Below are 12,819 nucleotides of genomic sequence, written 5' to 3'. Positions count from 1 at the left end.
TTCAGCCCCCGCAGCGGATGGTGACGACGTCGCCCAGGAACAGCCGGCCGTCGAATACCGGCGTGCCGGGATCGCGGCGCAGGATGCGTTCGCGGTTGGTTGTCAGGGCACGGATGCGGGCGTATTCCGGCTCCCAGTCCAGCGTCCACATGACGAGGCACTGGAACTGTTCGTCGCCCGGGCCGCTGCGCACGTCGCAGCGGGTGCCGCGCGAGGTCGCCAGCGCGAACGAGAAACCGGGCCGCACGCGGGCGTGGCCGCGCGAGGCTGCCACATCGCGCGCCGTGGGCGAGCCGGCGTTGCCCAGCGTCGCCACCGATTCCGGCGACAGGCCCGTATGCGGCACGGCCGGTGCCTGCGCGGGCGTGACGGGCATGCGGTTATCGTCGTCCATCCGTATCGTCACGACCTGGCCGTCGCGCAACGCCAGCTCGGGTAGCCAGACGCGGTAACCGTCCGCGTGGCCCGCCGTCAGCGTGCCGTCGCACGACAGCACCGCCGCATGCTCCTCCGTGACGCTGGCGCGCAGGTGCACCGACAGCATCGCCAGGTCGCCGTTGTCGACGACCGCCACCGGGTCGCCATCGACCGTTATGCTCATCACCGCCATGTCTTCTCCTAATCGCCGCAGCGGAACGTGACGCTGTCGCCCACGTGCAGCATGCCGTTGTACAGTTCCGTGCCGCCTGCACGCCGCAGCACGTTGTCGATATTCGTGGTCGACCCATTCACGCGCGCCTGGGTCGGATAGTCGGGCGTCCACAGGACCGAGAAGGCGAAGGAATCGTCGTCGCTCCCATTGCGGCCGGCGAGGTCGTCGCCGCCCGACGTGCGCAGCGCCCACGAGAAGCCTGCGCGCACGCGTGGCCGGTTGCGCAGCTCTGCTTCCTCCGCCGGCGTCGGCGTGAAATCGGTGCGCCCGCTGTGCGGCTCGTCCGGGAACATCTCGGCGATCGTCTTGCCCTGCGTGAGCTGCGCAGCGGGAGCGCTGTCGGTAAACGTCACCGTTACCATGGGGGTCCGGCCGGGCAATGCCTGTTCGGCCCAGATACGGAACGTCGACGGCCCGTCGTCCGGATACGTGCCGCCATGGCAGGACAGGCAGGCCGCATCGGCGCTGGTCAGGTCGCCGTACAGGTGCACCGCGAACATGTCCAGTCGCGCCAGATCGACCGCCGCTACCGTTGCGCCATCGACCGCTATGTTCATTACCGCCATCCGTTCTCCTTCGCGTGCCGTGAACAACAGCGACGTCACTTCTTTTTCTTCTTCGCCGGCGCCGGCCGCAGCGCCAGGATCGACAGGATCACCTGCACCGAGCGCCACGACATCAGCACGCCGGAGCCCAGCAGCGCGGCGCACAGCACCAGCGCGTAGCCGCCGCCCAGCAGTTCGGTGCTGAGCCAGATGCCGGCGGCGACCAGCACCACCGTCAGGGCCAGGCGGGTGGCCCAGCCTTCGTGACCCTCGGCGCGGCGCGTCACGTTGCGGTGCGCCAGCGCGATGAACAGCTTGTCGCTGCGGTATGCGCCGGACAGGATCATCTCGTCGCCGTCGTTGATGACGATGGGGTGATTGGCGACGATCTTGCATTGCTGCTCGCCCAGCCGGAACACCGCCGCGTGCAGGGTGCTGGTGCCGGTCTCCTTCTTGTACATGACGGTCTTGCCGTGCCGCAGATCGCTGACGATCCCCCGAAGCTGTTCCATGCTTTCCTGTTCCGTAAAAACCCGCCCGTTACAACGCCGACCTTATAACGCCGCCGTTACAGCTCGACTTCCAGGCCCTCATAGGCCAGGAACACCTGCAAACCGTTCAGCATTCCCGCATGCCGTGCCATGACTTCCGCGAACGCCGCCTCCAGCTCGTCGTCGCTGCGCGTGGGTTCATGGTGGGTGCAGTACAGCTGCTTCGCGCCCGCGCGCAGTGCCATCGCCAGCGCGCTGTCGAACGTGCCGTGGCCCCAGCCCGTCTTGGCCGGATACTCTTCCCTCGTGTACGAGCAGTCGGCGATCAGCACGTCGACACCCAGGACCATCGCGTCGATGGCCGCCGTGCGTTCGGCCACGTGCTCCGCGCAGGCGCGGTGCTCCGGGTGATCCTCCGGGTACAGGTTGTACAGCGGCTCGTGGTCGCCCGTGAAGAACAGCGACTTGCCGTTGCAGTCGATGCGGTAGCCCAGGTCCGTGACCGGGTGGCCCATGACGACGTTGCGCACGACCGCGTCGCCCACGGCGAACGGCTCGCCCACGGCCAGCGTGCGGTAATCGATCAGGGCGCCCATCTGCGCCTCGCTGACGGGGAAGTAGCTGTTCTGCAGCTGTACGTTCATCACGTGCTCGATGCCGCGGCCCGTCTCCGGGTCGGTCACGCCGTGCAGGCGCACGCGGCTCCCCTTGATGAACAACGGCGTGAAGAAGGGCAGGCCGTGGATATGGTCCCAGTGGCTGTGCGTGATGAAGATGTGTGCCTCGATGGGCCGCCGGGGGGAGGCGACGAGCGCCTGGGCCAGGCAAAACAGGCCGGTGCCGCCATCGAGGACGATCAGCGTGCCGTCGTCGCTGCGCACCTCGATGCAGGTGGTATTGCCACCATAGCGCACGGTGCGCGGCCCGGGCGACGGAATCGATCCGCGCACCCCCCAGAATTTACATTTCATCGTCGAGAATCCTGATCGCTGTTCTTATTCACCCGATTTTGCTGCGCCGTCCGCGCGGGGGCGTTATCCTTCGGTTATCCACGATGATAGCGGGTTTTGCAGCGCAACTGGTCCGACATCGCGCTACCCGTGGAATCGAACGGATGTTGCGTCCGTAACTGTATACAGTATGCATGTTGCTGGTGAGGCTGTTAAGATATTCATTTCCGTGAGGTAACTAAAGCCCCGAGAATATGCATGAACTGAATCACGACCAGATCGCGCAGCGGCTGGATCAGCTGACGGAATTGTCCGTGGCGCTGGGCGCGGGCCACGACACGGATCTGCTGCTGGAGCGGATACTGCTGGTCGCCAAGCGCATGACCAATGCGGATGGCGGCACGCTGTACCGGCCCAGCAGTGACGGGCGTACGCTGTGTTTCCACCTGTCCGTCAACGATACGCTCGGGCTGCACCTGGGGGGATCGAGCGGCAATCCGGGCGATATCGCGCCCGTGGCGCTGACGGGCGAACAGGGCGAACCCAATCTGGAATCGGTGGCGGCGTATGCGGCCAACCAGGGCCAGTCAGTGAACATCGCCGACGTCTACCAGGCCGACGGCTTCAACTTCTCCGGCATGCGCGCGTTCGACCAGCGCTTCGGCTACCGCTCGCAGTCGTTCCTGACGGTGCCGATGCGCGACCACACGGGCGAACTGCTGGGCGTTCTCCAGCTGATCAACGCGCGCGACCCGCGGGGCGGGACCGTCGGCACCTTTTCCGCCACCGACCAGCGCTTTATCGAAGCGCTGGCGGCGCAGGCCGCAGTGGCGCTGACGACCCAGCAACTGGTCGGCCAGCTGGAAAAGCTGCTGGAAGGGATCGTCAACCTGATCAACATCGGCATCGACGAGAAGTCGCCTTACACGGGCCGTCACTGCCAGTTCGTGCCCGTGCTGACGATGATGCTGGCGGATGCGGCCAGCGAGGCGGAGCACGGCCCGCTGGCGAATTTCCGCATGTCGGACGCCGACCGCAAGGAGCTGTGGCTGGCCGGGCTGCTGCACGACTGCGGCAAGATCACCACGCCCGTCCACATCGTCGACAAGGCCACCAAGCTGCAGACGATCTACGACCGCATCGGGCTGCTGGACACGCGCTTCGAGGTGCTGCTGCGCGACGCCGAGCTGCGCGCGCTGAAGGAGCAGATCGCCGGCGGCGACCCGGACGCCATCGGCGCCAGGCTGCGCCAGGAACAGGCCACGCTGCGCGCCGAGCGCGCGTTCCTGCGCCACGTCAACGTGGGCAGCGAAGGCATGGCCCCGGACGACGAAGACCGCGTGCGCCGCATCGCCGCGCGGCGGTGGACGGACGCGGAAGGCGTCGAGCAGCCGTTTCTCGGTGCCGACGAGGTCCACAACCTGACGATCCGCTACGGCACGCTGACGCCCGAGGAGCGTGCCATCATCAACAATCACATCGTCATGACGGTGCGCATGCTGGAGTCGCTGCCCTGGCCGAAGCACCTGCGCCACGTGCCCGAATTCGCCGGCGGCCACCATGAGCGCATGGACGGCAAGGGCTATCCGAAAGGGCTGCGCGGCGACCAGATGTCGATTCCCGCCCGCGTCATGGCGATCGCCGACATCTTCGAGGCCCTGACGGCCACCGACCGGCCGTACAAGAAGCCCAAGGCGCTGTCCGAGGCGCTGGCCATCCTGGGCCGCTTCAGCCTGAACGGCCATATCGACCCGGCCCTGTTCGACATCTTCGTTCGCCGCAAGGTCTACCTGGAGTTCGCCCGCGGCCACCTGGACCCGGCCCAGATCGACGACGTCGACGAGTCGGCCATCCCCGGCTATACGCCGTGACCGGCCTGGCGCGCCTGGTCCGTCGTCATTGGACACGCTGGTTGCCCGGCCTGGTGTTGACGTTCCTGGCGGCGCTGCAGGTTACCGGCTGGCTGCGCGTCGATGCCGTCGAGCGGCTCGACACCTTCATTGCCGACCTGCGCATGCGCGTCGAGCGTCCCGTGCTCGACCCGAGAGTCGTCATCGTCGACATCGACGACCGCAGCCTGACGGCCGTCGGCCGCTTTCCGTGGAGCCGTGACGTGATGGCGCAGCTGGTCACGCAGCTGACGCGCCGCTACGGCGCCGCGGCCGTGGGCTTCGACGTGTCGTTCCCGGAACCGGACAACAGCTCGGGCTACACAGTGCTGCGGCGCCTGGCCGAGCGCGAACTGAAGGACGTGCCCGGCCTGGCCGCGCAACTGGAAACGCTGCGCACGCGCATGGACTACGACGGCCTGCTGGCGGCGGCGATGGCAGGAAAGCCCGTCGTGCTGGGTTACGCCACATCGGGCAGCCTGGCCAAGGGCGTGCTGCCGCGGCCCGCGTTTACCGAGGAAGCGCTGAACGGACGCACGCTGTACGCCTATCAGTCGCGCGGCTACGAAGCCAATATCGCACGGCTGCAGGCCGCCGCCCAGGGCGCCGGCATCTTCAGCGTGCTGCCGGACCCGGACGGCGTGGTGCGCTCGACGCCGCTGCTGCAGAAGATCGGGACGGGCTATTACCCCGCGCTGTCGCTGGCCACGGTGGCCGTGGCGCTGCAGGCGCGTGCCATCGCGCCGTTGTGGATGGAGTCCGTCGACAGCCTGTCAAGCGCGCAACGCGCCGGCGGCGGGCTCGATGCGATCGCGCTGTTCCATCCCGAGGGCGCGATCCGCATCCCTGTCGGCGAAGGCATGACGACGACGGTGCAGTTTCGCGGCAGCGGCGGCCCGCACGGGGGAGCGTTCCGCTACGTATCGGCCGTCGATGTGCTGCGCGGCGCCGTGCCGCCGGCCCTGCTGAAGGACGTCATCGTCCTGGTCGGCACGACGGCCGCCGGCCTGAACGACCTGCGGGCCACGCCGGTCAGCGCCGTCTACCCCGGCGTGGAAGTGCACGCGAACCTGGTCAAATCCATCCTCGACGACAGTTTCAAGGCGCGGCCGGACTACGCCGTGGCCGCGGAGCTGGCGCAGGTGCTGGCCTTCGGTATCGTGCTGACGTTCGCTCTGGCCGTGCTGGCGCCGTTGCCGTCCATCGCCGTGTCGGTCGCCGCGCTGGCGCTGGCCGTGCTGGCCAATATTTACCTGTACGGCGCGCAGGACGCGGTGCTGAACCTGGCCGCCATCGTGCTGCTGATCGTCGCGCTGTTCGTCTTCAATGTCGCGTGGGGCTACTTCTTCGAGGTGCGGCGCGGCCGCGCGCTGGTGTCGCGCTTCGGCGAGTACGTGGCGCCCGAGCTGGTGGCGGAGATGGCGGACAACCCGGAACGCTACACGATGGAGGGCGAAACCCGCGATCTGACGGTGCTGTTCGTCGACGTGCGCGGTTTCACGACGATCTCCGAAGGGCTGCCGCCCAGGGAGCTGCGCGAATACATCAACCGCTACCTGACCGCGATGTCGCAGGACATCCGCGACAGCCACCGCGGCACGCTGGACAAATACATCGGCGACGCCGTGATGGCGTTCTGGGGCGCCCCAGTGGCATTCGCGGACCACGCCAGCCGCGCGGTGGCGACTGCCTTGCTGATGCAGGCCAGCGCGACGCGGCTGGACCGGGAATTCGGCCGGCGCGGCTGGCCGGCGCTGCGCATCGGCATCGGCATCAACAGCGGCTCCATGCACGTGGGCGACATGGGCTCGTCGATCCGGCGGGCGTACACGGTGATGGGCGACGCCGTCAACCTGGCGGCCCGGCTGGAAGGCATCACGAAGGTCTATGGCGCCGGCATCGCGGTCGGCGCGGCGACGCGGGCGCAGGCGCCGGAGTTCGCCTACCGCGAGCTCGATCTCGTACGCGTGAAGGGCAAGAACGAACCCGTTGCGATCTTCGAGCCGGTCGGACTGGATGCGACCATCGACCCGGCGACGCGTGCGGAGCTGGACGAGTGGCACCGCACGCTGGCGCTGCTGCGCGCACGGCGCTGGGATGACGCAGCGGTGGGCCTGGCGGCGCTGCGCGCGGCGGCGCCCGAGCGTGCGTTGTACGCGCTGTACGAGCGGCGCGTGGCCGTCTACCGCGTCGATCCGCCGGGACCCGACTGGGATGGCGTGACGACGTTCGATACCAAATAGCCAATACCTGTGGCATTTCCGGCTTAATTTCCGACTTTATTGCTTGAAAGCATTGTTAAAAGCAATGCTCGAGTGGGTAAATGCGGGATAATTCAACCAGCGTCAGCGCGGCGACCGGCCGCCTCGACGCCGCAATCAGGAACTTCGAGCCGACACTATGAACCTGCGCCTTCTGGGCCTTTGTCGCCTGCTGACAGGCGCCGCCCTCGTTACCGCTGCCGCCATCGCCCGCGCCGACGTGCCCGCGCCGGCGCAGCCCGACGTCATCCGCTTCGACATCAGCCGGTTCGACGTGAGCGGCAATACGCTGCTGGCGCCGGCCACCGTCGCCGGTGCGGTCGCGCCGTTCACCGGCGGCGCTCGCGACTTCGGCCACGTGCAGGGCGCGCTGGAAGCGCTGGAAGGGGCTTACCGGGCCGCCGGCTACACGGTCGTCACCGTCGAACTGCCGGAACAGGAACTGGATCGCGGCGTCGTGCGGCTGCGTGTGGTCGAGACAAAAGTCGGGCGCGTGACGGTGCGCGGCAACCGCCACTTCGATGAAGCGAACATCCGGCGCAGCGTGCCGGGGCTGGAGGGCGGGCAAACGCCGAATGTGGCCGCGATCTCCGACAGCCTGCGGCTGGCCAACGACAACCCGTCGAAGAAGGTGGCGCTGAAGCTGCAGGGCAGCCTGGATGCCGAAGGCGAAGTCGATGCCGCGCTGGAGGTGACGGACGAGCGGCCGTGGAAGGCCATCGTCAATATCGACAACACCGGAACCGCGCAGACCGGTCGCACCCGCACCGGCATCGTGCTGCAGCATGCAAACCTGTGGAACCTGGACCATGTGATGACGCTGCAGTACACCACCACCGTCGAACATCCCGGCCGCGTCAGGGTGTACGGCGCCGGCTATCACATCCCTCTGTATGCGCTGGGCGATGCACTGGACCTCTATGCCAGCTATTCGAACGTGGATTCGGGCACGGTGGCGGCGGGCGTGTTCAATCTGGCCGTCAGCGGCCAGGGCGCCGTGTATGGCGCCCGCTACACGCAGAACCTGCGGCGGCGCGGCGACCTGGAAGCGAGACTGCAGTATGGTGTCGAGCACAAGGCGTTCAGGAACAGCATCGTGCTGCTGGGACAGGAGCTGGGCAACAACGTGACGGTACATCCCGTCAGCGTGACGTGGCTGGGCAGCGCGGCGGGACCGGGGTCGGAACTGGCCGGTTCGGTGACGCTGGTGCGCAACGTGCCGGGCGGCTCGCGTGGCGGCCAGGCCGACTTCACGCGCGCGCGCCTCGGTGCGCGCGACAACTACACGCTGCTGCGCCTGGGCGGCAGCTGGAGCCGCGTGCTGCCGGGGGACTGGCAGGCGCGCGCCATCGTCAACGGGCAGTACACGCGCGACGCGCTGGTGCCGGGCGAGCAGTTCGGCGCTGGCGGCGCGGGCTCCGTGCGCGGTTTCGCCGAACGCGAGCTCGCCAACGACCGCGGGCTGGGCGCCAACCTGGAACTGTACACGCCGAACTTGTGCGGTGCGTTCGCCAGCCAGTGCCGTGCGCTGGCGTTCTATGACAGCGCCTGGGTCAGGCGCAACCACGCGCTGGCGGGAGAACTCGCCAGCACGGCAATCGGCAGCGCCGGCATCGGCCTGCGCCTGCTGGTCTCCACGTACGCGAACCTGCAACTCGATTACGGGCACGTCGTGCGCGCCGGAGCCACCGGCCGTGCCGACGCCAACCGCCTGCATGTACGGCTCGGCCTTTCCTATTGAGGCACTATCATGACTTCCGCTCCTCGCCGATCCCAGCCCTGCGCTGATCTCCGTTTTCGGCCCTCCGCTTCCCGCCGCCTGCTGCCCGCGCTGGTCGCGGCCTGCTTCGGCGCCGTGGTGCCGGCGGCGTCGGCCAATCCCACGCTGCCGCAGGTAGCGGCGGGGCAGGCCGCGTTCAGCCAGCAGGGCAACGTGTTCTCCATCACGAACACGCCGAACACGATCATCGACTGGGCCAGCTTCTCCATCGGTCGCGACGAGATCACGCGCTTCATCCAGCAAAATGGCGACAGCCGGGTGCTGAACCGCATCACGGGCCAGGACCCCAGCGCCATCCTCGGCACGCTGCAGTCGAACGGCAAGGTCTACCTGATCAATCCGAACGGCGTGCTGTTCGGGCCAGATGCGCGCATCGACGTCAACGGCCTGGTGGCCTCCACGCTGAACCTGTCGAATGCGGATTTCCTGGCCGGTAGAAATCATTTCGCCGGCACAGGGGCGGGGCCGGTCGCCAATCACGGCCGCATCACCACACCGCAGGGCGGCCAGGTCTACCTGATCGCGCCGGACGTGACGAACACTGGCATCATCCAGGCGCCGGGCGGTGAGGTACTGCTGGCGGCGGGACACAGCGTGCAACTGGTCGATTCGGCCAATCCGGCGGTACACGTGGTCGTGTCGGCGCCGGAGGACCGGGCCCTGAACCTGGGCAGCATCGTCGCGGCGGGTGGCGGCATCGGTATCTACGGCGCACTCGTGCACCAGCGCGGCACGGTGAATGCGGACAGCGCCGTCGTTGGCGAGAACGGCCGCATCGTGCTCAAGGCCAGCCGCAAAGCGTTGCTGGAAGCGGACAGCGTGACCAGTGCGCGCGGTGCCGGCGCCGGCGGCACGGTCCAGGTGATGGGCGAACAGGTGGGACTGACCGGCAACGCCCGCGTCGATGCCAGCGGCGCCCGGGGGGGCGGCATGGTCCTGGTAGGCGGCGCGTGGCAGGGCGGCGACGGCGCCGTGCCCAACGCGGCACGTACGTTTGTCGGCAAGGATGCCGTCATCGCGGCCGACGCGCTGGAAGCGGGGCAGGGCGGCACGATCGTCGCGTGGGGCGACGAACTGGCGCGCGTGCAGGGCACGCTCTCGGCGCGCGGCGCCGGCGGCGGCAAGGGCGGGCGCATCGAAACGTCCGGCCACCAGCTCGACGTGGCGGGGATCCGCGTCGATGCGCGCGGCCCGGCGGGTAACGGCACGTGGCTGCTCGATCCCTACGATATCGAGGTGAAGGCTGTCGCCTCGGGCGGCGCCACGCTGGACGACGCTGCCGGCTTCGATGCCGGGCCGGCCAGCGGCGTCACGGAAATCGCCACGTCGTTGATCGACGGCGCGCACGCCGACGTCGTCCTGCAGGCCAGGCGCGACATCACGTTTACCGATGCCGTCAATATCGCCCGCGCCGGTGTCGGGCTGACGGCGCAGGCCGGGCACGATATCGCCGTCAACGCCGCCATCGAGACCAACGGCGGCAAACTGACGTTGAGCGCCGCCGATCCGGCCGCGGGCGGCGACTTCGCCGGCGGCGCCGTCAGCCTGGGCGCCGCGCTGCGCACCGGTGGCGGCGATGTCAACCTGAGCGGCGCCGACGTGGCCGTCGGTGGCGGGATCGATGCCGGCGCCGGCGATGTCACGCTGGCGGCGCTGCGCGAAGGGGGCGTGCTGCGCGTGGCGGACGGCGCCAGCGTCAAAGGCAACGCCGTGTCGCTGCGCGCGGACGGCATGGATCTGCTGCCCGGCGGCAGCGTAAGCGGCAACCAGGTGTTCTTCGATACGTATGGCGGCGACGCGGCCATCACGCTGGGCGCGCCTGGCGCCTGGCTGGGCAACGCCGAACTGGGAGCGGTCGCCGCGCCGCGTGTCGTCATCGGCGGACGCGAAGGATACGTGGGCACCGTGACCGTGACGGGCGCGCTGGACCTGACCGATACCCGCGCCGGTGCCGGCGTGGGCACGGGCGCGGGGCTCGTCGAATTGAAAGGCGGCGCCATCGCCGTAGACGGAATGCTGTTGGCACGCGAAGGCCTGGCCCTGACGGCGCTGGGCGGTACCGTCACCCAGAGCGCTCCCGTGCGCGCCGTTACGCTGGTCGCCAGTGGCCAGTCCGTCATGCTCGAACACATGGCCAACCGTGTCGGCGCACTGGCGGGAGCTGCCAGGGACGGCACGTTCCGCTATCGCGACGCCAACAACGTCTACATCGACAATGTCGGCGGTGCGGCGGGAATCTTCGCCACCGGCGCGGTGACGCTGACGGCGCCCGGCGGCATCGCCCAAGGCGCCGACAGCAGCATCGCGGCGCCGTCCCTGGACCTGGTGGCATCGGGTGGCAATATCTATCTCGACCAGCAATCGAACCGCATCGGTGCCGTGCGGGCCGAAGGCGCCGGCAATGTGCTGCTGAACACTGCGGATGACGTGACCGTCGATGCCATCACCCTGGCGGCAAACGCCGGCCGCAACGTGGCCATCGGGACCGGCGGAACGCTGACCGTGAACGGACTGGACGCGGGGGGCAACGCGGTGCGGCTGACCGCGGCAAAGGGTATCGTCAACCAGGCGGAAATGAAGGCTGGCAGCGTGGTGCTGACGGCCGACAGCATCGATATCGCGCAGACGATCCATGCCGATACGGTGTCGCTGAAATCCTTCAGCGGCGGCGCGATCGACGTGGGCGCTGCCGACTGCGGGCCGGGCTGCCTGTCGATCACGCAGCTGTGGCGTGTGGCGGCAACGACGGTCAATATCGGCGACCTTGCCGGCGGCGCCATCCGCATTTCCGGCGTGGGCGTCAGCGACGACAAGGGCAAGGACGGCGGCTTCGCCCCGCACAGCAACGCCAATGCGGACACGACGCGCATCAACCTGTTCACGGGCGCAGGCATCACGCAAAGCGAAGCACCGGACGGCGGCATCGTCGTGGGCATGCTCGGCGTGGAGGTGGCGGGGCCGAACGCCGGTGCCGTCCTGCTGGACAATCCGGCCAACCGCATCGGCGCCGTCGAGATCAAGGCCCCGGGTTCGGTGAGCCTGGCGAGCGGAGGCGACCTGGCCGGCACTATCGCGGCGATCGCGCTGTCGCTGCGGGTGGACGGCAGCATCGGCACGAAGTCGGCGCCGCTGCGCACGACCGTCACCACGCTGGCCGCGACCAGCATCGCCGACCATGGCAATGCGCCGATCAATATCGTCAACAATGCGCCGGGGCGGGGGCGTACGCTGACGGTGGAGCGCCTGGCACTGGCGGAGGGTAATCATGGCGACATCACGCTGAACAACTATGGCGCAACCATCGTCGGCCTCGGCGGCGAAGTGCTGGCAGACGGGGGCGATATCACGGTCAAGGCACACAGCCCGTTGACGGTCTACGGCACTGTTGCAACCGCAGGCGATATCGTGCTGGAGGCCGGCGCCAGCGGTTCGCCGGAGGACGCGCTGTTTGTCGGACCGCAGGCATCGGTGCGGGCCGGCGGAGCTTTGCTGCTGCGGGCGGGGGCGAACATCTATGCCGAAACCGACAACATCGCCGGCCAGCGTATTACGAAGCAGGCGAATACGAACAGCCCCGGTAATCCTGGTAATCCCGGGAACCCCGGTAACCCGGGCAATCCGGGCAATCCGGGCAATCCGGGCAATCCCGGGAACCCCGGGAACCCCGGGAACCCCGGGAACCCCGGTAACCCCGGGAACCCCGGTAACCCCGGTAACCCCGGTAACCCCGGTAACCCCGGTAACCCCGGTAACCCCGGTAACCCGGGAAATCCGGACAACCCAGGCAATCCGGACAACCCGGGCAACCCGGGCAATCCGGGCAATCCCGACAATCCGGGCAACCCGGGCAATCCGGGCAATCCCGGTAATCCGGGCAACCCGGGCAACCCGGGCAATCCGGGCAATCCGGATCAACCTGGTCAGGAGAAACCGGTCGATCCGCCCGCACCGCCGGCGTTGACCGATGCGGACCAATGCCGCCTGACCCCAACCCTGCCGGGATGCGCCGCCATCGCCCCGCCATCGCAGCAGGACCCTGTCAAGCCGGTGCAGCTGGCAACCAATGCAGCCATCGCCGCCATCAACCGCCCCGCGCGGGAGCTGGGTGGCAAGCACGGGCCGGACGGCAGCGGGTCGGTGCCGGAGGAAGACGGCAGGGACCAGGAGAGGAAAGGGGGCGACAACCGCGCCACCACGCCATCGGGAGCACGAGATGACAAGCCAGCCATTAAAAATTACTGCAACTGACCC

Annotated in this window: 8 protein-coding genes; 4 read left to right on the top strand and 4 right to left on the bottom strand. The window is 68.4% G+C overall.

Features of this window, described 5'->3' with window-relative positions; all coding sequences use genetic code 11:
* Position 1 precedes the first annotated feature (1 nt).
* The 4 genes from E1742_RS08800 to E1742_RS08785 are packed head-to-tail and all read right to left on the bottom strand — an operon-like array spanning position 2 to position 2,659.
* Complete coding sequence (locus E1742_RS08800) at positions 2-610, bottom strand: hypothetical protein (protein WP_134384523.1); 609 nt, start codon at positions 608-610, stop codon at positions 2-4.
* An 8-nt stretch (positions 611-618) separates the two neighbouring features.
* Positions 619-1,218, bottom strand: a complete 600-nt coding sequence (locus E1742_RS08795) for a hypothetical protein (RefSeq protein ID WP_134384522.1) — start codon at positions 1,216-1,218, stop codon at positions 619-621.
* Positions 1,219-1,253: 35 nt separating this feature from the next.
* Complete coding sequence (locus E1742_RS08790; RefSeq protein WP_134384521.1) at positions 1,254-1,709, bottom strand: hypothetical protein; 456 nt, start codon at positions 1,707-1,709, stop codon at positions 1,254-1,256.
* A gap of 56 nt (positions 1,710-1,765) precedes the next feature.
* Positions 1,766-2,659: an MBL fold metallo-hydrolase gene (locus E1742_RS08785; RefSeq protein WP_134384520.1), complete on the bottom strand. Its 894-nt coding sequence runs from the start codon at positions 2,657-2,659 to the stop codon at positions 1,766-1,768.
* A gap of 233 nt (positions 2,660-2,892) precedes the next feature.
* Here E1742_RS08785 and E1742_RS08780 point away from each other — a divergent pair, with 233 nt between their 5' ends.
* From E1742_RS08780 to E1742_RS26680, 4 genes are all read left to right on the top strand, one after another.
* Positions 2,893-4,509: an HD domain-containing phosphohydrolase gene (locus E1742_RS08780; RefSeq protein WP_134384519.1), complete on the top strand. Its 1,617-nt coding sequence runs from the start codon at positions 2,893-2,895 to the stop codon at positions 4,507-4,509.
* Positions 4,506-6,770, top strand: coding sequence for a CHASE2 domain-containing protein (locus E1742_RS08775; protein WP_134384518.1), 2,265 nt, complete (start codon positions 4,506-4,508; stop codon positions 6,768-6,770). Before E1742_RS08780 ends, E1742_RS08775 begins: the two co-directional genes overlap by 4 nt.
* 157 nt (positions 6,771-6,927) lie before the next feature.
* On the top strand, positions 6,928-8,529 hold the full coding sequence (locus E1742_RS08770) for a ShlB/FhaC/HecB family hemolysin secretion/activation protein (protein ID WP_134384517.1): 1,602 nt from the start codon (positions 6,928-6,930) through the stop codon (positions 8,527-8,529).
* Positions 8,530-8,538: 9 nt separating this feature from the next.
* The gene (locus E1742_RS26680; protein ID WP_229466652.1) at positions 8,539-12,816 is read left to right on the top strand and encodes a two-partner secretion domain-containing protein; all 4,278 of its coding nucleotides are present in this window, start codon (positions 8,539-8,541) and stop codon (positions 12,814-12,816) included.
* Positions 12,817-12,819 lie beyond the last annotated feature (3 nt).

The sequence above is a fragment of the Pseudoduganella plicata genome, from assembly GCF_004421005.1.
Taxonomy (GTDB): Bacteria; Pseudomonadota; Gammaproteobacteria; order Burkholderiales; family Burkholderiaceae_D; genus Rugamonas; species Rugamonas plicata.
Note: the sequence above shows the minus strand (reverse complement) of the source record. Positions and strands in the feature narration are given on the sequence as shown.

Coding starts and splice junctions, on each gene's coding strand:
- E1742_RS08800 (WP_134384523.1), bottom strand. CDS start 610: ATGGCGGTGATGAGCATAACGGTCGATGGCGACCCGGTGGCGGTCGTC.
- E1742_RS08795 (WP_134384522.1), bottom strand. CDS start 1,218: ATGGCGGTAATGAACATAGCGGTCGATGGCGCAACGGTAGCGGCGGTC.
- E1742_RS08790 (WP_134384521.1), bottom strand. CDS start 1,709: ATGGAACAGCTTCGGGGGATCGTCAGCGATCTGCGGCACGGCAAGACC.
- E1742_RS08785 (WP_134384520.1), bottom strand. CDS start 2,659: ATGAAATGTAAATTCTGGGGGGTGCGCGGATCGATTCCGTCGCCCGGG.
- E1742_RS08780 (WP_134384519.1), top strand. CDS start 2,893: ATGCATGAACTGAATCACGACCAGATCGCGCAGCGGCTGGATCAGCTG.
- E1742_RS08770 (WP_134384517.1), top strand. CDS start 6,928: ATGAACCTGCGCCTTCTGGGCCTTTGTCGCCTGCTGACAGGCGCCGCC.
- E1742_RS26680 (WP_229466652.1), top strand. CDS start 8,539: ATGACTTCCGCTCCTCGCCGATCCCAGCCCTGCGCTGATCTCCGTTTT.